Annotated in this window: 17 protein-coding genes; 7 read left to right on the top strand and 10 right to left on the bottom strand. The window is 72.5% G+C overall.

Annotated elements, in window-relative coordinates; genetic code table 11:
• Positions 1 to 65: 65 nt before the first annotated feature.
• Both ACZ4N5_RS06865 and ACZ4N5_RS06860 read right to left on the bottom strand, forming a co-directional pair.
• Complete coding sequence (locus tag ACZ4N5_RS06865; RefSeq protein ID WP_467756299.1) at positions 66 to 1,100, bottom strand: lysylphosphatidylglycerol synthase transmembrane domain-containing protein; 1,035 nt, start codon at positions 1,098 to 1,100, stop codon at positions 66 to 68.
• A gap of 200 nt (positions 1,101 to 1,300) precedes the next feature.
• Positions 1,301 to 2,806 (bottom strand): hypothetical protein, encoded by a 1,506-nt coding sequence (locus ACZ4N5_RS06860; protein ID WP_467756052.1) that lies wholly within the window; start codon positions 2,804 to 2,806, stop codon positions 1,301 to 1,303.
• Between the two features lie 229 nt (positions 2,807 to 3,035).
• On the opposite strand from ACZ4N5_RS06860, the gene ACZ4N5_RS06855 reads away from it, so the two are divergent.
• Genes ACZ4N5_RS06855 through ACZ4N5_RS06845 form a run of 3 tightly spaced genes read left to right on the top strand, consistent with a single transcriptional unit; the run spans position 3,036 to position 5,315 of the window.
• Positions 3,036 to 3,419: a BlaI/MecI/CopY family transcriptional regulator gene (locus ACZ4N5_RS06855; protein ID WP_467756051.1), complete on the top strand. Its 384-nt coding sequence runs from the start codon at positions 3,036 to 3,038 to the stop codon at positions 3,417 to 3,419.
• On the top strand, positions 3,416 to 4,309 hold the full coding sequence (locus ACZ4N5_RS06850) for a M48 family metalloprotease (RefSeq protein ID WP_467756050.1): 894 nt from the start codon (positions 3,416 to 3,418) through the stop codon (positions 4,307 to 4,309). Before ACZ4N5_RS06855 ends, ACZ4N5_RS06850 begins: the two co-directional genes overlap by 4 nt.
• A 52-nt stretch (positions 4,310 to 4,361) precedes the next feature.
• Positions 4,362 to 5,315: an endonuclease/exonuclease/phosphatase family protein gene (locus ACZ4N5_RS06845; RefSeq protein WP_467756049.1), complete on the top strand. Its 954-nt coding sequence runs from the start codon at positions 4,362 to 4,364 to the stop codon at positions 5,313 to 5,315.
• A gap of 279 nt (positions 5,316 to 5,594) precedes the next feature.
• Here ACZ4N5_RS06845 and ACZ4N5_RS06840 read toward each other — a convergent pair whose 3' ends face one another.
• The 4 genes from ACZ4N5_RS06840 to ACZ4N5_RS06825 all read right to left on the bottom strand — a co-directional run bounded on the left by ACZ4N5_RS06840 (position 5,595) and on the right by ACZ4N5_RS06825 (position 10,726).
• On the bottom strand, positions 5,595 to 6,104 hold the full coding sequence (locus ACZ4N5_RS06840) for an O-acetyl-ADP-ribose deacetylase (RefSeq protein ID WP_467756048.1): 510 nt from the start codon (positions 6,102 to 6,104) through the stop codon (positions 5,595 to 5,597).
• Positions 6,101 to 7,510: a phytoene desaturase family protein gene (locus ACZ4N5_RS06835; protein WP_467756047.1), complete on the bottom strand. Its 1,410-nt coding sequence runs from the start codon at positions 7,508 to 7,510 to the stop codon at positions 6,101 to 6,103. Before ACZ4N5_RS06835 ends, ACZ4N5_RS06840 begins: the two co-directional genes overlap by 4 nt.
• 165 nt (positions 7,511 to 7,675) lie before the next feature.
• On the bottom strand, positions 7,676 to 8,542 hold the full coding sequence (locus ACZ4N5_RS06830; protein ID WP_467756046.1) for an inositol monophosphatase family protein: 867 nt from the start codon (positions 8,540 to 8,542) through the stop codon (positions 7,676 to 7,678).
• 363 nt (positions 8,543 to 8,905) lie between these two features.
• Entirely contained in the window at positions 8,906 to 10,726 is a 1,821-nt protein-coding gene (locus ACZ4N5_RS06825) for a gamma-glutamyltransferase family protein (protein ID WP_467756045.1), read from the bottom strand.
• A gap of 435 nt (positions 10,727 to 11,161) precedes the next feature.
• Here ACZ4N5_RS06825 and ACZ4N5_RS06820 point away from each other — a divergent pair, with 435 nt between their 5' ends.
• Together ACZ4N5_RS06820 and ACZ4N5_RS06815 are read left to right on the top strand one after the other, a co-directional pair.
• Positions 11,162 to 11,995, top strand: a complete 834-nt coding sequence (locus tag ACZ4N5_RS06820) for a PIG-L family deacetylase (RefSeq protein ID WP_467756044.1) — start codon at positions 11,162 to 11,164, stop codon at positions 11,993 to 11,995.
• 591 nt (positions 11,996 to 12,586) lie between these two features.
• A complete protein-coding gene (locus tag ACZ4N5_RS06815; RefSeq protein ID WP_467756043.1) occupies positions 12,587 to 13,324 on the top strand; it encodes an alpha/beta hydrolase family protein in 738 nt (245 codons plus the stop codon).
• A 324-nt stretch (positions 13,325 to 13,648) separates the two neighbouring features.
• Here ACZ4N5_RS06815 and ACZ4N5_RS06810 read toward each other — a convergent pair whose 3' ends face one another.
• From ACZ4N5_RS06810 to ACZ4N5_RS06800, 3 genes are read right to left on the bottom strand one after another with little or no spacing between them, the layout of a single operon-like run.
• Positions 13,649 to 14,386, bottom strand: coding sequence for a DUF4232 domain-containing protein (locus ACZ4N5_RS06810; RefSeq protein ID WP_467756042.1), 738 nt, complete (start codon positions 14,384 to 14,386; stop codon positions 13,649 to 13,651).
• Between the two features lie 35 nt (positions 14,387 to 14,421).
• Positions 14,422 to 15,126 carry a response regulator gene (locus ACZ4N5_RS06805; protein WP_467756041.1) on the bottom strand — a complete coding sequence of 235 codons (705 nt, stop codon included), beginning with the start codon at positions 15,124 to 15,126 and terminating at the stop codon, positions 14,422 to 14,424.
• Complete coding sequence (locus tag ACZ4N5_RS06800) at positions 15,123 to 16,235, bottom strand: sensor histidine kinase (RefSeq protein WP_467756040.1); 1,113 nt, start codon at positions 16,233 to 16,235, stop codon at positions 15,123 to 15,125. The genes ACZ4N5_RS06805 and ACZ4N5_RS06800 overlap by 4 nt, the downstream gene beginning before the upstream one ends.
• A gap of 226 nt (positions 16,236 to 16,461) precedes the next feature.
• Here ACZ4N5_RS06800 and ACZ4N5_RS06795 point away from each other — a divergent pair, with 226 nt between their 5' ends.
• A complete protein-coding gene (locus tag ACZ4N5_RS06795; protein ID WP_467756298.1) occupies positions 16,462 to 17,457 on the top strand; it encodes a carboxymuconolactone decarboxylase family protein in 996 nt (331 codons plus the stop codon).
• Between the two features lie 246 nt (positions 17,458 to 17,703).
• Positions 17,704 to 18,372: a hypothetical protein gene (locus tag ACZ4N5_RS06790; RefSeq protein WP_467756039.1), complete on the top strand. Its 669-nt coding sequence runs from the start codon at positions 17,704 to 17,706 to the stop codon at positions 18,370 to 18,372.
• A 40-nt stretch (positions 18,373 to 18,412) separates the two neighbouring features.
• Here ACZ4N5_RS06790 and ACZ4N5_RS06785 read toward each other — a convergent pair whose 3' ends face one another.
• Positions 18,413 to 19,939: an NCS1 family nucleobase:cation symporter-1 gene (locus tag ACZ4N5_RS06785; RefSeq protein WP_467756038.1), complete on the bottom strand. Its 1,527-nt coding sequence runs from the start codon at positions 19,937 to 19,939 to the stop codon at positions 18,413 to 18,415.
• Positions 19,940 to 20,033 lie beyond the last annotated feature (94 nt).

Below are 20,033 nucleotides of genomic sequence, written 5' to 3'. Positions count from 1 at the left end.
GAAGTCTGAACGCATCCTGACTGCCGTACGCCCCCCGAACACGCCCCCATTCACAGCGCTCGCCCTCACAGCACTCGGCGGCGGATCAGCACCCCCAGCGCCACCAGCCCGGGCAGCAGCGGAAGCCACACGGTGAGCAGCCGGTAGCCGAGAACGGTCGACGCCGCCGCGCCGCCGGACGCCCCGGCGAGCGTGAGGGCCAGCGCGAGGGCGGCGTCCAGGGAGCCGAGGCCGCCCGGAGTCGGCAGCAGAACGGCGGCGCTGCTCGCCGCGAGGTAGGCGAGCGCCACGCGTGCCGGGGACAGCGGCAGGTCGATGGCCTGCGCGACGGCGATGACCACGGTGGCGTGCAGCGCGGCGAAGGCGAGCGAACCGCCCCACAGCGCGGCGGCCCGCACGGGGAGTTCGTGTACGGCGCGGACGTCCAGCAGTACGGAACGCAGCGCGCGCCGCAGCGGGCCCGCCAGGAGCGCCGCGGCGACGGCGGCCACCACGACGGCCGTCGTCCAGGCGGTCACGGTCCAGGGGTTCGCCGGCACCCGGGGAAGACGGAGCGCGCCGGGGCAGGCCAGGGCGAGCGCGCCGATCAGACAGCCGCGTACGACGGTTCCGGCGCCGGCCTTGACCGCGAGCGCGGTCGCGGAACGGGTGACGGGCAGTCCGCAGCGGGTCAGGAAGCGCAGATTGACGGCTCCCGCGCCGAGTCCCGAGGGCAGTACGTGGTTGGCCGAGGCGGCCGCGAACTGCACCGCCACCAGACGCCCGGCGGGCAGTGGCTCCGCCACCGCGCCCTGTTGGGCGAGGGCCGAGCACGCCCAGGTCCCCAGGGTGGCGGCGGTCGCCACCAGCAGCCAGCCCCGGTCGGCATGGGTGAGCCGGCCGGCTCCGGCCTCGATCACCGGCCAGTGCCGGTGGGCGAGAAACCCGGCGCACACCAGCACGACCAGTGAAAGCCCGGCGTGCCAGCCCACTCGCCCGTCGCCCACGGACAGTCGCCGGCCGACGGTCGTCCACCTGCCGTCGGACACCGCGGAGGACGACGGCCCGCCCGGTCCGGACAGCGGCTCGGGCGGCCCGCACCGCGGCTCGGGCGGCGGCATCCGGCCGTCGGTCGTCGGCCCGGCGACCGGGCCACCGCCGGCGACGGACACCGGTGCGCGGCCGGCCCGCCCGTTCCCGGCCGGTCCTCGCGTCGGAGCGCCCACCGGTTCGCCGCCGGGAGGCCGGCCGAGGCCGACCGCTCGACCGCTGCGGGCGGCCTGCCCACTCTGCGCCGGCGAAGGCGTCTCCGGCGGAAGGGTCACGGCGTACGGCTCCCCGCTCCCGGAGAGACGTAGACGTTCAGGTCACCGACGCGATGGGGTGCCCAGGTGCGGGCGTATCCGGGCGGTTTGCTCCCCGGAGTGGTGACGACGGCGACCGGCATGTGCCCGGCGGAACGCGTGATGCTCTCCGGGGTGGCGTTGGCGTTGTGTCCGCCCACCGCCCAGGAGGAACAGCCGGCGTAGAAGGCGATGGGGACGGACTGATGCCCGGTCAGCGCGCAGGGCGGCCGGACACCGAGCCGGTGCAGCTCCGCCGCCGTCACCGCCCAGCCGTGGTGGCTGTCGGTGGTGCGCCGCACCGTGGCCTGCAGGACCGCGAACTGCACGGCCAGGTGCCCGGCGAGACCGACGGCCACCAGGGTCACGATCACGGGTCGCCGGGATCGGCCGGGGACGGTGACCAGGTGGACGAGGGCGTCGGCGACGGGGATCGCGACGAGGGCGTAGAGGGGCAGCAGGAAGCGCGGGGCCGCGTATCCGATCATGAAGAGGTACGGGATTCCGGCTGTCGTGGCGCAGGCCAGGAGCAGCAGGGTGGGTGCCGTACGACGGGCCCTGACGGCGATCACCAGGCCGAGGACGGCGATCAGCGGCAGGACGAACCACCACGCCATCACCACGGGGTTCGGCATCGCCCCGGCGCAGGGCCTGCACAGCACGCGTCCGCCGAGGCTGCGCATCTGGTCGCCGACGGCGACGTTCCAGCCGAGGCCGCCCTGGATGCGTGAACCGTCCGAGAGCCGTTGCCCCAGGCCGCCGTAGCTGACGTAGGCCTCGATGATCCACTCGGCCGCCCCGGCCAGCAGGCCCGCGACCAGGGCGAGAAGCGGCCTGACCCGCCGCCATCGGGGTACGGCCACCGCGATGACGAGGAGCGGCAGCGTCACCCAGACCGCGTCGGGGGGCCGCATCCAGGCCATCAGCGCGGCACTCAGCCCGATCCCCCACAGGGCCGCCCGATCGCGGCCGCCCGCCTGGGCGCGCAGAAAACACCCGACGCAGACGAGGGCGCCGATCGCGACCCAGTAGTTGGGCATGGCCTGCGGGCCGTAGAAGAGGGTCACCCACAGCGTCGCGAACAGGGCGCCCGCCAGGGCGAGGACGCGCACCGGGAACAGTCCGCGCCAGACGCGCAGGGCCACGAACAGGCCGAGTCCGGAGAGCAGGGCGAGGTAGACCCGCAGCAGGATGGTGGACGACGACCAGGAGGCGATCGGCGCCACGAGCAGGGAGACGCCGCGCGCCCGTGGCGCGCTGAAGAAGGCCGCGGGGGCATGCGGGGAGATCTGGCTGACGTACACCGTCTCGTCCCAGCCGAGGCCCATCCCGGGGTGCACGAGGACCAGTTGGGCCAGCGTGAAGGCGGCCGCGACCAGGGCGAGCAGGCCCACTTCGCCAGGGCGCCGGGACACGCGGGCCGCCCCATCCGGCGGTTTGGGCCGCCGGGCGCCGATGAGCGGGACGTTCAGGGTCTTGGCCATCGTCCACCCTTCAGCCCTACACGCTGTAGGGTTTCCTCACCCTACAAGACGTAGGGTGAGGGCGGGAGTCGGGGAGTCATGGACAAACTACCGCCCACCGGAAGAAGGCGCTGAACGGGACGGGCATTCGAGGAAGTACCCGGGGGTGGTATGCGACCCCTTGTGCCCCGGGCGTACGCCCGGCATCGACACCCTTTCCAGCTCCCCTACACGCTGTAAGGTGACGGGCATGGCTGGCACAGGTCCCCGTGGAAGGGTGGAACGGCGCAGCGCGGGCGAGCTGGAGAGCGAAGTCCTCGCCGCCCTGTGGGCCACCGACGACGCGCTCACTCCCGCCGAGATCCAGGCCGAGATCGGCGGCGGACTCGCCTACAACACGGTGCACACCATCCTCAAACGTCTGTACGACAAGGGCCTTGTGCTCCGTGACGTTGACGGCCGGCGCGGCGCGTACCGGCCCGCCAAGAACGCGGCCCAGCTGACCGCCGAGGCCATGCACGAGGCGCTCGACCGCGGACCCGACCCCATCGCAGCGCTCCAGCAGTTCGTCACCGGGCTCAGCCGCCAGGAGGAGGAAGCCCTGCGCGACCTCCTCGGAGGGAACGGTCCATGAGGATCGACGTCTACGTTCCGCTCGTACTGGCGCTGCTCCTCACCGGAATCGCCCCGCAGGTCGGCAGACGGGTGTCGCCGGCCCTGGCGGCCCGCGTCCTCACGGCAGCCGCCGTGCTGACCGCGGCCGCCTCGACCTGGGCGCTGCTGCTGCTCGGGGCCACCCTGATCGACCAGGCACCGATGGTGATCGCCGAGGCCGGCGAGGAGGGTCGGACGCTGCCCGAGCCCGTCCCGGAGGCCGTGGCCGTCCTGGCGGTGGCCGCCCTCGCCGTGCTCGCCCACCGGCTCCTACGTGTCGTACGAGCACATATCGCGACCCGCCGCGTCCTGCTCAGGCTCTGCGAGGGGCACCCGCCCGACAGTGAGCTCGTCGTCGCCGCCTCGCCGACCCCGCACGCCTTCGCCATCCCGGGCAAGCCGGGTCGGATCCTGGTCACGGCCGCGATGCTCGGTGCGCTGGAGCCCGCCGAACGGCGTGTTCTGCTCGCCCACGAACGCGCCCATCTCACCCACCGGCACTCGGCACTGTCGACCGCCGTCGCCCTGGCCGCGGCGGCGAACCCCCTGCTCGCGCCCGTCCGCGACACCGTCGCCTTCCTGCTGGAGCGCTGGGCCGACGAGGAGGCCGCGAACACCGTCGGGGACCGGCGCACGACGGCCCGCGCCCTGGCGCGTGCCGCCCTCGTCTCCCAGCGCGCCCGTCCGGGATGCGCCCTGCACTTCTCCGAGCACGCCGTCACCCGCCGGATCGCGGCCCTGCAGACCGCTCCGCCGCCCGTCATGCGGTCCGTCGGTGCGGCCGTTCTCGCGCTCGGTGCCCTGCCCGCGCTGGGTGCGGCCGACGCCACGGGCGATCTGCTGCGGCTGCTGGGCGAAACGCTGCCCTGAGTGTAGGAGACCGGGCCACCGCTCACGGCTCCCGCTCGATACGGTCGCGCTCATGACACCTTCCGAGACGGTTCACCCCGGCCCCTCGCGCTCCGGGCGGGTGCGGTTCGCGACGTTCAACGTGCTGCACGGCCGGCCGATGGTGGACGGCGCGCCCGTCTCCGTCCCGGCCACGAGCGGCCCCGAGGCGCCGCTCGCCCGGGCCGTCGCGTCGCTGGACGCCGACGTCCTGGCGCTTCAGGAGCTGGACCGGCTGCAGGAACGCTCGGGCGGGGTGGACCAGGCGGCGGCCGCCGCCGCGGGGTCCGGCGCACGCCACTGGCGCTACGCGTCCGCGTTCCACGGCGCCGCGCAGACGGGCGGCGGGTGGATCCCGGCGCTGTCCGAACCGGGGTTGCGGGTGTACGGCCCGCGCGAGGCCGACGCGGGCGGCGGTGTCCCTTCGCACGGCATCGCCCTGCTGTCCCGGCTGCCCGTACGGCACTGGAGAGCACGGCGGCTGGCGCCGGCGCCGATCCCCATGCCGCTGCGGACGCCCGGACGCCGCGGACTCACCGTGTCCAGGGACCAGCCGCGGGCGGCGCTGGCCGCCGTCGTGGAAGGGGACCGCGGGCCGTTCACCGTCGTGGCGCTGCACCTGTCGTTCGTGCCCGGCTGGAACATCCGCCAGTTGCTCACCGTCCGCGCCTGGATCGCCGACCTGCCCCGGCCCCAGGTGCTTCTCGGCGACTTCAACCTGCCTGGCGCGCTTCCGCGGGCGGTCCTGGACCCGGCCGGCCCGTTCGGCGGCAGCGGGCTCCGCCGGACCCGGCCGGAAAGCACCCCGCCGCTGCCGCGCGGCTGGCGGGATCTGGCCCGTACGCCCACCTATCCGGCGCACCGTCCCCTCGTCCAGCTGGACCATGTACTAGCCACCGGAATCGAGGCGGGCGCGGTCCGTGGGGTGCGCGCCCCGGGCACCGCGATCTCGGATCACCGGCCACTGGTGGTCGAACTGCACCTGTGACCGGCCGCACGGCCGATGCGCCCCCGCGCCCGGACGGCCCCGGCCGGGCCACCCGCACATTCCCCCCGGCCGCATGCGGGCTCAGCTCCCACGTGCCGAGCGCGCCGCGGTCCGCTCAGCCCGGTGCCCCGAAGGCCGTTGTCCACCCGGCCGTGTGAGTCAGGGGGCGCACCGGCCCGCCCGCTCCGCCACCGCAGCACGGCAACCCCGGGAAAGGTGTGGTCGCGCGGCCCCGGCCGACCCGGTTCGCTCAGGCGGCTGTGTGCGGCGTCCGGCCCGTCAGCTCAGCTGCCCGGCGAACGCGTCGTACGCCCGTTCGTCGAAGAGCACGAAGCGAACCTCCTCGACGTCGGTCTTCGTGGCCCGGACGGTCTCCACCGCGATGCGCGCCGCGTCGTCCATCGGCCAGCCGTAGATGCCCGCGGAGACGGCGGGGAAGGCGACGGTACGGGCGCCCAGCTCGTCGGCGACGCGCAGCGATTCCCGGTAGCAGGACGCCAGCAACTGCGACCGGTCCTCCTCCTGGGCATAGCGGGGACCCACGGTGTGGATCACCCAGCGGGCGTCGAGGTCGCCCGCCGTCGTGGCGATCGCCCGGCCGGTCGGCAGTCCCTTGCCGTAGTGACCGGCGCGCAGCTCGCGGCACTCGGCGAGGATGGCCGGGCCGCCGCGGCGGTGGATGGCCCCGTCGACGCCTCCGCCACCGAGCAGTGAGGAGTTCGCCGCGTTGACGACGGCGTCGACGCTCTGCCGGGTGATGTCGCCCTGCACCAGCGTGATCGTGGTCATGACTCTCTCAGCCTCCTCCAGACGGCCTTCGCCGCGTTGTGCCCCGACATGCCGTGCACACCGGGACCGGGCGGGGTGGCCGAGGAACAGAGGAAGACGGCGGGGTGCGGGGTGCTGTACGGGGACAGGGACAGCTTGGGGCGGAGCATGAGCTGGAGTCCGGAGGCGGCACCGCAGGCGATGTCACCGCCCACGTAGTTGGCGTTGCGGGCGGCGAGTTCGGGCGGTCCGGCGGTCGCGCGGGCCAGTACGCGGTCACGGAAGCCCGGCGCGAACCGCTCCAGCTGGCGCTCGATCGCGTCGGTGAGGTCTCCGGTCCAGCCGTTCGGGACATGGCCGTACGCCCAGAAGACCTGTTTGCCCTCGGGTGCCCGGGACGGGTCCATGACGCTCGGCTGCACCGTGATCAGGAACGGTGCGTCGGGTGCCCGGCCCTCGCGCGAGGCTGCGCGCAGCGCGCTGCCGATCTCCGCTCTGCTCGCCCCGACCTGCACCGTCCCGGCGACGCGAGCCTTCTCCGCGGTCCAGGGCATGGGGCCGTCCAGCGCGTAGTCGATCTTGAAAGCGCCCGCCCCGTACCGGTATCCCTCGTAGTACCGCCCGAACCCCGCGATACGGGCCAGCGCCTTGGGCGAGGTGTCGAAGACGTACGCGCGCGCGGGAGGCAGATCGTCGAGGCGCTTCACCTCGTAGTCGGTGTGGACGGTGCCGCCGAGGTCCTTGAGATACGCGGTGAGCGCGTCCGAGATGGACTGGGAGCCGCCGCGCGCCACCGGCCAGCCCCGGGCGTGCGCGGCCAGCGCGAAGACCAGGCCGACGGCGCCCGTGCCGACGCCCTCCAGCGGCGCCATGACGTGCGCCACCAGACCGGCGAACAGGGCTTTGGCCCGCTCGTCGCGGAAGCGGCGCATCAGCCAGGTCGACGGCGGCAGCCCGGCGAGACCGAATCGGGCGAGGGTGACCGGGTCCCGGGGCAGCGAGGTCAGTGGCAGCGACATGAAGTCGTGCGCCAGGGTGTCCCACTTGCTCAGGAACGGCGCGACGAGCCTGCGGTACGCGCCCGCGTCGCGCGGCCCGAAGGAAGCCGCCGTCTCGGCCACCGACCGCGAGAGCACCGCCGCCGAGCCGTCCGGGAACGGGTGCGCCATCGGAAGCTCGGCGTGCAGCCACTCCAGGCCGAACCGCTCCAGGGGCATCGCCCGGAAGGCGGGCGAGTTGACGCCCAGCGGATGCGCCGCCGCGCACGGGTCGTGCCGGAAACCGGGCAGGGTCAGCTCTTCGGTGCGCGCTCCCCCGCCCACCGTGTCGCGGGCCTCGAACACGGCCACGGAGAAGCCCCGGCGGGCCAGCTCCACGGCAGCCGTCAGTCCGTTCGGCCCCGCACCCACCACGACCGTATCGAGCATCGACGGCACCTTCGGACTCCTTTGTCAGCCGACGGCCACTGAGGATCAGGATATGCCGGAGGACTGACAGCCTTGGCGGCACGGGGCGTTGGAAGACAACGCCCCGGAACCGCGTGCCGACCGCCGGACGGGAACCGGAACCCTCGCGGGCCGCGGAGCTCCCGCTCAGGCCCCGGCCGCCACCTGTTCGGGCTGTGCCGCCAGCAGGGCCGTCACCCGGCGGGCCGTGGCCTCGTCACGGGCCGCCGTGAACGGCAGCGCGTTGCCCCCCGTGACACGGAACGGCTCGCCGCGAAGCGTCAGATGGGCGCCGCCCGCCTCCTCGACCAGCAGCAGTCCCGCCGCGTGATCCCAAGCCGCCTCCCAGCTGAATGCGGTGGCATCCAACTCGCCTCGGGCGACAGCCAGATATTCCAGGCCGGCCGAGCCGCACGGGCGCGGGAGGACGCCGTCGACGCGCAGGCCCAGGAGCGCGCGCTTCTGCTCGTCCGTGGTGTAGTCCGGGTGGGAGGTCGCTATGTCGAGGTCGCGGCCGGGCTCGGGCGAACCGGAGCGCAGCGGCACGCCGTCGAGCACGGCGCCGCGGCCCCGGATCGCGGTCGCGAACTCGTCGCGCGCGGGCGCGTACGTCCACGAGGCGTGCACCACGCCGTCCAGCACGAGCGCGACCAGCGTGCAGAACCCGGAGTCGCCGTGCACGAACTGCCGGGTGCCGTCGACGGGGTCGACGATCCAGACCGGCGCCGTGCCGCGGATCGCCTCGTAGCTCGCCGGGTCGGCGTGCACCGCCTCCTCGCCGACCACGACCGAGCCGGGCAGCAGCGCGGTGAGGGCCTCGGTGAGGTACTTCTCGGCCAGACGGTCGGCGTCCGTCACGAGGTCGTGCGGGCCGGACTTCTGGTCGATCTCGTGCGCGGCGAGCTGCCGGAACCGGGGCATGATCTCGGTTGCGGCGGCCTTGCGTATGGCGTGTTCCACGTCGGTCGCGCGCTGTGCGAGAAACTCGTCGATGGTTTCGATTTCTTCGATCATGGCTCCATGACAGCACGCGCCACTGACAATCCCCACCCCTCCGGGGTACTCAGGGTGGAATCACCATGAATTCCCGGGGCCGGACGATCACTGGCACCGGGCCGTGATCACGGCCCCGGCGAGACCGTCGGACGGGCCGCCGGGACGCAGTCCCGATTCGGGGGTCCAATGCGGGGGTCCGGTGCGGGCGACCGGCGCGGGGCGGCCCGGAGGGCCCGGTGCGGACGACCGGCGCAGGCGACCGGCGCGGGGGCCCGATGCGGGAGCCCGGTGCGGGTGACCGGCCCAGGGGCCCGATGCAGGCGACCGGCGCGGGGCCCGGTGCGCGCGACCGGCCCGGGGGGACCGGTGCCGGGCCGGGCCTCACCGTCCGACCGCGTACCCCTGCATCCCGCGCGGATTGGCCCCCGCCGACAGGACGCCCGTCGCGGGATTCCGGGCCACCGCGCAGAGCCGCCCCTCGGACCACGACTCGGCGACCGTGACGTCGTGGCCCCGGCGGCGCAGTTCCTCCACGACCGCCTCGTCCGTGCGGGACTCGACGGTCAGGCTGCCGGGGCGCATGCCGCGCGGGTAGAAGGAGCCGGGAAAGCTGTCGTTGTGCCAGTTCGGGGCGTCGATCGCGCCCTGGAGGTCGAGTCCGCCGCGCACCTGCGGGCGCAGCGCCACGGACAGGAAGAAGTGCGTCTGCCACTGGTCCTGCTGGTCGCCGCCGGGGGTGCCGAACGCCATGACCGGCACGCCGTCGCGCAGCGCCAGGGAGGGCGTCAGGGTGGTGCGCGGACGGCGGCCCGGGGTCAGGGAGTTGGGCAGTCCCTCCTCCAGCCAGGCCATCTGGAGCCGGGTGCCGAGCGGGAAACCCAGTTCGGGGACGACCGGGTTGGACTGGAGCCAGCCGCCGCTGGGGGTGGCGGCGACCATGTTGCCCCAGCGGTCGACGACGTCCAGGTGGCAGGTGTCGCCCCGGGTGCCACCGTCGGGTGCCACCTCGGGTTCCGCCGCCGCGCGGGCCATGGTGGGCTCACCGGCGCCCGGCACCGCGAGGGCGTCGAAGCCGGGCTCCTCGGCGGCCACCACGCGCGCGTGCCCGCTGAGTCGTGGATCACGGCCGCCCGGACTGCCGGGACGCAGTTCGTACGACGCCTTGTCCCCCACGAGCGCCCGCCGGGCGGCGTTGTAGGGCTCCGACAGCAGTTCGTCGAGCGGCACCTCGGCCGCGTCGCCGTACCAGGCCTCCCGGTCGGCCATGGCGAGCTTGCAGCCCTCGACGAGCAGGTGGACGTACTCGGCGGAACCGTAGCGGGGCAGTTCGGGCGGGAGCAGCGCCAGTTGCTGGAGGAGGACCGGGCCCTGGCTCCAGGGGCCCGCCTTGCACAGGGTCCAGCCCCGCCAGTCGTACGTCGCCGGGGCCTCGTAGGTCGCGGACCAGCCGGCCAGGTCGGCGGCCCTCAGGGTGCCGGTGTGGCGCTCACCGCTGGTGTCCATGGTGGGCCGCCGGGCCTGCCGGACCAGGGCCTCCGCGATGAAGCCGGACCGCCACACATCCCGTGCCGCGTCGATCTCGGCCACCCGGTCCCCCGCGCCGGCGACCTCGTCGAGGAGCCGTCGCCAGGTCGCGGCGAGAGCCGGATTGCGGAACAGCTCGCCGGGGCGCGGTGACCTGCCGTCCGGCAGATACACCTGGGCCGACGAGGTCCACTCCGTCTCGAACAGCGCCCGTACGGCCTCCACCGTCTCGCCGACGCGCTCCACGGGCGCGTGCCCGTCCTCGGCGTATCCGATGGCGTACTTCAGGACGTCGGCGAGCGGCTTGGTGCCGTGGTCGCGCAGCAGCAGCATCCAGGCGTCGAACGCGCCCGGCACGGCGGCGGCGAGCGGGCCGGTACCGGGTACGAGATCCAGACCCAGTCCCCTGTAGTGGGCGATCGTCGCCCCGGCGGGTGCGACGCCCTGTCCGCACAGCACCCGCACGGCACCGTCCGCGGGGGCGAGAATGATCGGGACCTCGCCCGCGGGTCCGTTGAGGTGGGGTTCGACGACGTGGAGGACGAATCCGGCCGCGACCGCGGCGTCGTAGGCGTTGCCGCCGTCCTCCAGGACGGCCATCGCGGACTGCGAGGCGAGCCAGTGCGTGGAGGACACCATGCCGAAGGTGCCCTGGAGGGTGGGTCGGGTCGTGAACACAGGGCCTCTCACCTCACTGCTTACGTGCATCGGCCCGGATGATAGGCGCTCAGGACGGGTCCTGGTGAGAATCTGGGGAGTTTGCGCCGGGGGTCCCCTTCCCCCGCTCCCCCAGAAGGCTGTCGATCGCTCTGCGCCCCGTGTCGGAATCTCACGGCTGGTGCCGGACGGAGTTCGGCTCCGACGTGGCGCTGAGACATGCGGGTCGCGCCTGTGCCTCGTTGGCCTGGAACGCCGACGCCTGGAAGGCCGAGCGGCCGCGCCGGGAACAGCCGGTCCGGTCGGCGCGGTTGCATCGGATCAGGGACCGGCGCCGCACGGGCGGGGAACACGGAGACCACAGGGTCGTCCGCCCCACCAGGATCCGGGCCCCGGGATCGCGGTAAGCCCGCCGCGCACTCGGACCAAGACGTATTTCCGCAGGAGGACTGTTTCATGACTGACCGGCCCTTGACGCTCATGGCAGTACACGCCCACCCCGACGACGAGGCCACGGGGACCGGAGGGGTCCTCGCGCGATACGCGGCGGAAGGCATCCGCACGGTTCTGGTGACGTGTACCGACGGCGGTTGCGGTGACGGACCGGAGGGTGTCAAGCCGGGCGATCCCGGGCACGATCCGGCGGCGGTCGCCTTGATGCGCCGTCAAGAACTTGAGGCGAGCTGTGATGTCCTGAAGGTCAGCGATCTGGAGATGCTGGACTATGCCGACTCCGGGATGATGGGCTGGCCGAGCAACGACGCCCCCGGTTCCTTCTGGCAGACCCCCGTGCAGGAAGGCGCGGCCCGACTGGCGGAACTCATGCGGCACTACCGACCTGATGTGGTCGTCACCTACGACGAGAACGGCTTCTACGGCCACCCCGACCACATCCAGGCCCACCGCATCACGATGGCGGCGCTGGAGATGACCACGCTGACACCGAAGGTGTACTGGACCACGATGCCCCGCTCGGGGATGCAGCGGTTCGGCGAGATCATGCGTGAGTTCCATGAGGACATGCCGGAGCCGGATCCTGCCGAGGCCGCCGCGATGGCCAAGATCGGCCTCCCCGACGATGAGATCACCACGTGGGTGGACACCACCGCGTTCAGCGGTCAGAAGTTCGACGCGTTGGCCGCGCATGCCAGTCAGGGCGAGAACATCTTCTTCCTCAAGATGGGCAAGGAGAGGTTCGGCGAGCTGATGGGCATGGAGACCTTCGTACGTGTCCAGGACGCCACCGGCGCGGCCGTACCCGAGAACGATCTCTTCGCCGGACTGCGCTGATCCTCCCAACCGACCGGCCGGGGAAGGCTCATCGACCGTGCGGCGCGATCGAGCGGGTCACCTAACCGGAGGCCTGTCCACGCGAGTTCCGCTCCGGCAGCTCGCGTCCGGCCCTCGCCGGCGGCGTCGAGGCGTGCCCGCACTTCCGCCCCGACAGCACGCTCGCCTGCGGGCCACCTGGCAACCGCGCAGGTGGGACACCTGCGGGCTGCTGACTCGGAAGGTGCGCGACAGCCCAGGTCACGTCCCCGGCGGTCTGCTCCGATCACGACAGACCGCCGGGGATGCGACACGAAGCTCAGCCACTTTCCCCGTAGCTCATGAACCAGTGGGTGTCGAAACAGCGGGCCGGCTTCGTCACCACACGGCCTCGGTCTTCGGGCGAGTGGCTCCGTGGCGTCCGGCCACAGGGCCTTCGCAAAAACCGTTTGGCGGACCACGGAGACCGCTGCTAACTTTCGGGAGGCCGTGCGACAGAACGAGGAGGTGGTACCCGTGAACGTATTGACATGGGTGCTCTCCTCCGGGGTCACGGTCGGGCGATAGGTCGTCCGGGAGCGCCGTACATGAGCACTCCCGAAAGGCACGACCATGCAATTCACTTCTGAGCAGCGCCTCGACGACGGCGTCCTCGAACGCGAATTCACCCTTGGCGAGATCCCCGGCATCCTGTGGACGCCCGCATCCGCATCCGCACCGACGCCGCTGATCCTGATCGGCCACCCTCCCCTCGGACTGCGCAGGATGTACCCCCGGCTGGCGGGGCGGGCCCGGCACTACGCGACGGAGTACGGCTGGGCCGCGGCCACCATCGAGCTCCCCGGGAGCGGTGACCGGCCCCGTTGGGCCGCCGTCGAGCAGGCCCGCGCCGACCTGCGCCGGGCCATGGAGGCCGGCAAGCCGGTAGGCGACGAGATCGTCGACGCCCTCGTCCTCCCGCTGGTCGAAAAGGCGGTCCCGGAATGGCAGGCCGCCCTGGACGCGCTCCTTTCGCTGCCGGAGATCGGCGGCCCGGTCGGGTTCGAGGGGGGAGTGATCTCCATCGGTGTCCGCCTTGCGGTGGTCGAGCCGCGCATCGCGGTTGCCGGCTTCTTCGCCGGGAGTCTCGTCCCCGCCGCCATCTTCGAGGAGGCCCGCCAGGTCACCATTCCGCTGCGGGTCCTGTTGCAGTGGGACGACGAGGGGAACGACCGGCAGGCGGCCCTCGACCTGTTCGACGCCTTCGGCTCCAAGGAGAAGTCCCTGCACGCCAACCTCGGCGGGCACACGGGCGTCCCGCGGTCCGAGATGGAGGACGGGGCTCGGTTCTTCGCCCGGCACCTGAAGTGAGGCCGGGCCGTCAGGCCGGCAGCAGACGGTGAGCGACGTCGGCCATGACGCCGTCATCGAGGACAGGTCCCGGCCCTCCTCGATGACGGCGCCCGGCAGATGCACAACCGCCCCGATCGCGGCGGTACCGGCCAACGGCGGTACCGGGCGGTCGGGGCGGCGCGAAGGCGTGGCGGCGTACGGCGCGCGGGCTGTGGCATTCAGCCGGGCCCAAAACGGCAGGGCGGGCGGGCGTGCGGTCCGGGGAGAGCGGGAGGGAGGGAGGGAAAGTGGAAGGGAGGGGTGGGATCGAGCCGCCGTGCGGGGCTCGGAGCGGACCGGCGTTCAGGACGCGGGCGCCCAGGCAGTGGTCCCCAGCGTGTTCTCCGGGCCGATGTCGAGGAAGTCCGGCAGCCGCAGGGTGACGGCGTCCTGCCCTTTCTGCGGTGCGACGCGCAGATAGAAGCCGTACTGGGCCGCCATCCGCCAGTAGAGGGCCGCCCGCGCGCTGTCGCCCGGGTTCAGCGTGAAGGGCTGGGGGCCGGGGTCGGCGGGCGCCATGGGCACTTTGTCCGTCCCCACCACGCTGTGCACTCCGGTGATCGGGGCACCCTCCTCGTCGAGGACCTGGGCGACGGCCGGGTGGCCGTTCACCTTGTACGGCCGCTTGCCGCAGTTGGTGAGGGTCAGCGTCATGGCACGCAGGCCCATGGCCGCGTCGACGGGTCCGGTGTCGAGGCGCATGCCGGACGGCGGGCAGCCACGGCCCTGTTGCACCGGCACCGTCTGCGAGGGTTCGGGTGGCTCGATGACGGGCGGCTTCGCGGTGGAGGTCCTGGTCGGGTCCGGGACGGCTGTCCGCCCGGGGTCGCGCTCACGGTCGAGCTCGGCGGACAGGCCGCACCCGCTGGTGACCGTCGCGACCAAACAGGCGAGGGCGACCGGGCGGACCCACTTCGCCCGAATGCCGGCGGTGCGGGAACCGCCACCACGCGGAGGTACGACGACGGTCCGGGCACCGGACCGCCTCGGACGATCGGCGGCGGCTGCCGCGCCGACCCGTTTCGGGCTTGTCGCGATCACGGGCCGATCATGGCACGGAAGCTCGGCGGAGGGCATCAGTCCACCTGTCCTCGCGCCGTCACCAGGCCCGACTCGTAGGCGAAGACGACGAGTTGGGCCCGGTCGCGGGCGGCCAGCTTCGTCATCGCGCGGCTGATGTGGGTCTTGGCCGTCAGGGGGCTGATGACCATGTGCGCGGCGATCTCCTCGTTGCTCAGGCCACGCGCGGCGAGCGCGGTGACCTCGCGTTCGCGGCGGGTGAGGCCTTCGAGGCCCGGCGCCGTGGCCCGGTCGGGGGGCCGGGCCACGAACTCCCCGATGAGAGTGCGTGTCACCGAAGGCGACAGCAACGCCTCGCCGTGGGCGACGACTTCGATGGCCTGGAGCAGATCGGCGGGCTCGGTGTCCTTGAGCAGGAATCCGCTCGCCCCGGCCCGCAGCGCCTCGAAGACGTACTCGTCCAGGCCGTAGTTGGTGAGGATGACGACGCGTACCCCGGCGAGCTCCGGATCGGCGGCGATACGGCGGGTGGCCTCGATGCCCGTCATCACGGGCATCTGCACGTCGACCAGGGCGACATCCGGCAGCTCGGCGCGGACCAGGGCGAGCCCCTGCGCCCCGTCGGCCGCCTCGCCCACCACCTCGATGCCCTCCTCGGCGTCCAGCAGAGCGCGGAAACCGGCGCGCATGAGGGCCTGGTCGTCGACCAGTGCGACCCTGATCAGGCGGCCCGCGGCGGTCGGCGTGTCCGGGTCGCTCATCGCACCTCCTCCGGTGCGTACAGGGGCAGTTCGGCCCGGACCGAGAAGCCGCCCTCGGCGCGCGGGGCGGCATTCAGGGTGCCTCCGAGGGCGGTGACGCGCTCGCGCATGCCGGTGAGGCCGATACCCGGGGTCGGCGGCCGGGACTGCCGAGCCACGCCGTCGTCATGCACGCCGATCGTCAACTCGTCCGGTGCATAGCCGAGTTCGACCGTCACCTTGGCCGGGCCCGCGTGCCGGGCGGCGTTCGTCAGGGCCTCCTGGACGATGCGGTACGCGGCGCGGTCCACGGTCGCGGCGAGCGGGCGCTCCTCTCCGGTCACCCGCAGGTCGACGGCGAGGCCCGCGGCACGGGCCCGCTCGACCAGCAGCGCCGGTGTGCCGGTCGGCTCGTCGGTGCGCAACACCTCCAGCGTGGCGCGCAGTTCACGCATCGCCTCACCGCCGGCCTGCTGGATGGCGAGCAGTGCGGGCGGCACCTCCTCGCCGCGCTTGCGCGCCAGATGGACGGCGACCCCCGCCTGGAGCCTGACGATCGAGATGCTGTGCGTGAGCGAGTCGTGCAACTCCCTCGCGATGCGCAGGCGCTCCTCACCGGCGCGGCGCAACGCCGCTTCCTCACGGGTTCGTTCGGCCTCCAGGGCGCGTTGTTCGCTCTGGCGCAGGTAAGCCTGCCAGGTGCGGTCGGCGAGGCCAGTGACCAGGGCGCACAGGAACCAGCCGGCGAGCAGCACCGTCCGCTCCACCACTTCCCGCGTCCCCGGTCCCGTCGCCACGAATCCGGCCAGGAACACGGCGCTCGCGAGCGCCGCGACGCCCCGGTGGCCGGCTCTGGCGGCCGTGTGCACCGCGCCGAGGACCGGAAGGGCGGACAGGGTGCCGGGGTGGGCGTGCACGACATACCCCGTCGTGGTGGCGGTGGTGATCGCCAGTACGACGCGCGGGGCACTGCGGTAGGCCGCCAGCGTCAGCGAACCGAGAGCGATCAAGGTGTAGTCGAGGGCGGTGGTGCCGTCGTCGAACGCGGCCGCGGTCACCACCAGGGCGCCGACCACGACCGCGATGGCCGCGTCGGCCGGACGCCTGCGGACGACCTGGTCGAGCTGCATGTCCGGCACTCTATGCGGGCGTGCCGACCACCGCGTCAGACCTGTGGACGGCTGTGCGGCTACTCCCGTCGGAGTAGCCGGCGACGGGCACCGGGCCGACGGCGGTAGCCCGGATCACCCCCGGCCGTACGACGCCCGCGACTCCTCCACCGGGCCATCGTTGACCGTGGTCGCCGGTCACCCGGCAACCACCCGGTCGACTCAGGAGGCACCCATGGCCATGTCCATCTCCACACCCTTCAGGTACACCACCCCACCGGCACGGAAGTCCGCCACCGGCGCGACCGCCGACGTCTACGCCCAGCTCGCCTCGGACTTCGGCATGGAGCGTCCGGCCACCTTCGTCGTACTCTCCTCCGCGCCCGAACTCCTCACCTCCGCATGGGCGTTGATGCGGGAGTCGCTGATCGCGGGTGAGGGCGACAGGACCGGGAAGGAACTCGCCGCGCTCGGAGTGTCGTTGGCCAACCGGTGCCCCTTCTGCGTGGACGCGCACACGATGCTGCTGCACGCCACCGGGGACCATTCCCTCGCCGAGGCCATCGCGCGCGGAGAGACGCCCTCGGACGAGGGGCATGCGCGCGTGCTGGCCTGGGGCCGGTCGAGCCGGACGCCCGGAGCACCCGGGTTGATGCCGTACCCGTTCCCCGCCGCGCACGCTCCCGCGTACATCGGCACCATGCTCACGTTCCACTTCATCAACCGGATCGCGTCGGCGCTGCTGACCGAGAGCCTCCTTCCGGGCAACGCTCAGCGGTTCCGGGCGGTACGGAGTCTGGGCGGGCGGTCGCTGGCCAGGACGGTGCGCCGCCGGCCCGCGCCGGGTGCGGCTCTCACGCTGCTCGACGCCCCGGGTCCCGGTCCCGACTGGGCGCGGGGTACCTCCGTAGGCCCCGCCTACGCCGCCCTGCGCGACGCCGCCACCGCGGGCGGAGAGCTGCTCGACGAGGCGGACCGTGCCCTCGTACGGGAAACGCTCCAGGGATGGGACGGCGCGCATCCGTCACTCGCGTGGGACGGTCTCCCCGACCGCTCGCGTCCCGGCGCGCGGCTGGCACTGCTGGCCGCCCTCGCCCCGTACCGCATCACGGACGAGGACGTGACAGCCTGGCGCAAACCGGACCATTCCGACCGCCGCCTGGTGCGCCTCGTGGCCTACGGCGCGTTCGCGGCCGTCGACCGCGTCGAGCGGGCTCTCCCGGTCCGCGCCTCGAAGCGGTAGCCGTGATCGCGATGCGACGGGACGACGGGATCACGGGGGTCACGGGATACGGAGAAGGAAGCGATCACCAGGACGAACAAAACAGACATCCTGCCACAGCATCAGTCAATCGACGCCAAGGTGAGTCACTGTCACTACACGGGCACGAAGCCGGTCGGCCCTTCCGCACCACAGCGTCTCGTGTGACACTGGCGTCCCGTCCGCAGTGCGGACCATCTCCGCACCATCCCCCACGAGAAGTGCGCTTTGGGTTCTCTTCCTCTGCCGCTCGCGCTCGCCGCGCGCCTGCTTCCGGTCGCTCTGCTCGCCTCCGCGGGCTGGGCCCTGGCCGCCGGTCCGTCCGCAGCGACCCCCAACGCCGAGGATAAATCGACGCAGAAGCAGACAAACGGCTCGACGTCGGCTCCTTCGGCGTCGGCCGCGGTCAAGACGTTCGCCGCGTCACCCGCCCCCTGTGGCAGCATCCAGGTCTCGACGATCAAGTCCCTGGTCCCCGGCGCCAAGACAGCCGGCCAGGAGATCGCGTCGACCGACAAGGCGCTGCGCCGCACCTGCTCGTGGAACGCGCTGAAGGGCTTCGACTACCGCTGGCTCGACGTCTCCTACGAGATCAAGGAATCGGACGCCGCGGCGGAGAAGGCCTACAAGGATCGCGTCGCCGACAAGAGCGGTGGCGGGGCGGTGCCGGGTGTCGGCGACTCCGCCTACTCCGTGGTCAACCTCAGCACCGAGGACAAGCAGCAGACCCGCGAGGGCGTGGTGATCGTCCAGGCGTCCAACGCGCTGGTGGTCGTCACCTACAACGGCAGCGACTTCGAGACCAAGAAGGCGCCCGGCACCGAAGAGATCAACAAGGGTGCCATCAAGGCGGCCAAGGACGCGACGGCGGCGTTGAAGAGCGGCCAGAAGAGCTGAAGGACGGCCAGCAGAACTGACCGTCCTCCGGTCGCCGCGGTCAGACCGTGGTTCTGTCCTTTCCGCGCAGCAGCATCAACACCACGTACAGCACCATCGACGTGCCGAGGCCGACCGCCCATCCGTAGTCGGCGAGCGACTCCAGCGCAGGGATGGGTCGTCCGTCGATCAGCGGATGGAAGTCCGCGCCGCCGACGGCCAGCACGCCGCCGGTGACGAAGGCGACCACGGCCCGCCAGTTCCAGCCTCCGTCGTACCAGTAGCGGCCGCCCGTGCGGTACAGGTCGGCGAGGTCGAGCTTGGTGCGGCGCAGGATCCAGTAGTCGGCGATGAGGATGCCGGCGACCGTCCCGAGCAGTCCGCCGACCAGGCCGAGCCAGGTGAAGATGTAGCCCTGCGGGTCGGAGTACAGCTTCCACGGGAAGATCAGTACGCCCAGGACACAGGTGGCGAGCGCGCCGGTACGGAAATTGATCTTCCGCGGCGCGATGTTGGAGAAGTCGAAGGCCGGCGAGACCAGGTTCGCCGCGATGTTCACGGACAGCGTCGCGACCAGCACGGTGACCAGCGCGAAGATGATCCCGGCGACGTTGTCCGTCTTGGCGGCCAGCTGGACCGGGTCCCAGATGGCCTTGCCGTACACGGCCTGCGAGCCCGAGGTCACCATGACGGACAGGAACGCGAACAGCGTCATCGTGGTGGGAAGTCCGAGCGCCTGCCCCCAGGTCTGCGCCTTCTGGCTCTTGCCGTACCGGGTGAAGTCCGGGATGTTCAGCGACAGGGTGGACCAGAAGCCGATCATGCCCATCAGCGACGGCCAGAACAGCTTCCAGAAGTCACCGCCCCAGCCGAGCTTCGACGGCTGGTCGAGCAGCGGCCCGAAGCCGCCGGCCTTGCTGCTCATCCACCACAGCATCACGCCGGCACCGACGAGCACGAAGGGCGCGGCCCAGTTCTCGAACCGGCGGATGGTCTCCATGCCCCGGTAGATGATGGCGACCTGGAGCACCCAGAAGATCGCGAACGACAGCCACATGGTCCAGGCGTGGCCGCCGACCTGTGAGGCGTTCCGCCAGCCGTCGCCGAAGAGCTTGCCTGCGAGGAAGTAGATCGCCTCGCCGCCGATCCAGGTCTGGATGCCGAACCAGCCGCACGCCACCAACGCCCGTACGACAGCGGGGAGGTTGGCCCCGCGGACCCCGAAGGAGGCGCGGGCGAACACCGGGAAGGGGATGCCGTACTTCGGCCCCGCGTGCCCGGTGAGCAGCATCGGGACCAGCACGATCAGGTTGGCGAGGGCGATGGTGAGGACGGCCTGCTTCCAGTCCATGCCGACGGCTATCAGGCCCGAAGCCAGCGTCCAGGAAGCGGTGTTGTGGGCCATGCCGACCCACAGGGCCGAGAAGTTGTACGTGGTCCAGGTGCGCTTCTCGACCGGAACCGGCAGCAGGTCCTCGTTGGCGTAGGGGCCGGTGGGCGCGGGAGCGTCGGGCGCGATCTCCACCCGGCCGTCGGGGAGCGTGACTTGCCCGGTGGGCGGGCTGTCCGGGGGGACGGTTTCTGTCATGAGCAGGCCAATCAATGAGGAGTGACGGGAGAGGCCGTGCGGGGACGAGCTGCGGGGGGTGCGCGGGGAGCGCCCTGGTCCCCTTCCCGGGACG

It is taken from the genome of Streptomyces sp. NPDC026500, assembly GCF_055567635.1.
The sequence above is the reverse complement of the archived record's forward strand: the minus strand, read 5'-3'. Positions and strand labels throughout refer to the sequence as shown.

Excerpts from the sequence above, each read along its gene's own strand:
- ACZ4N5_RS06850 (WP_467756050.1), top strand. The coding sequence starts at position 3,416 with ATGAGGATCGACGTCTACGTTCCGCTCGTACTGGCGCTGCTCCTCACC.
- ACZ4N5_RS06855 (WP_467756051.1), top strand. The coding sequence starts at position 3,036 with ATGGCTGGCACAGGTCCCCGTGGAAGGGTGGAACGGCGCAGCGCGGGC.
- ACZ4N5_RS06840 (WP_467756048.1), bottom strand. The coding sequence starts at position 6,104 with ATGACCACGATCACGCTGGTGCAGGGCGACATCACCCGGCAGAGCGTC.
- ACZ4N5_RS06820 (WP_467756044.1), top strand. The coding sequence starts at position 11,162 with ATGACTGACCGGCCCTTGACGCTCATGGCAGTACACGCCCACCCCGAC.
- ACZ4N5_RS06785 (WP_467756038.1), bottom strand. The coding sequence starts at position 19,939 with ATGACAGAAACCGTCCCCCCGGACAGCCCGCCCACCGGGCAAGTCACG.
- ACZ4N5_RS06860 (WP_467756052.1), bottom strand. The coding sequence starts at position 2,806 with ATGGCCAAGACCCTGAACGTCCCGCTCATCGGCGCCCGGCGGCCCAAA.
- ACZ4N5_RS06830 (WP_467756046.1), bottom strand. The coding sequence starts at position 8,542 with ATGATCGAAGAAATCGAAACCATCGACGAGTTTCTCGCACAGCGCGCG.
- ACZ4N5_RS06800 (WP_467756040.1), bottom strand. The coding sequence starts at position 16,235 with ATGCAGCTCGACCAGGTCGTCCGCAGGCGTCCGGCCGACGCGGCCATC.
- ACZ4N5_RS06865 (WP_467756299.1), bottom strand. The coding sequence starts at position 1,100 with ATGCCGCCGCCCGAGCCGCGGTGCGGGCCGCCCGAGCCGCTGTCCGGA.
- ACZ4N5_RS06845 (WP_467756049.1), top strand. The coding sequence starts at position 4,362 with ATGACACCTTCCGAGACGGTTCACCCCGGCCCCTCGCGCTCCGGGCGG.
- ACZ4N5_RS06815 (WP_467756043.1), top strand. The coding sequence starts at position 12,587 with ATGCAATTCACTTCTGAGCAGCGCCTCGACGACGGCGTCCTCGAACGC.
- ACZ4N5_RS06805 (WP_467756041.1), bottom strand. The coding sequence starts at position 15,126 with ATGAGCGACCCGGACACGCCGACCGCCGCGGGCCGCCTGATCAGGGTC.
- ACZ4N5_RS06835 (WP_467756047.1), bottom strand. The coding sequence starts at position 7,510 with ATGCTCGATACGGTCGTGGTGGGTGCGGGGCCGAACGGACTGACGGCT.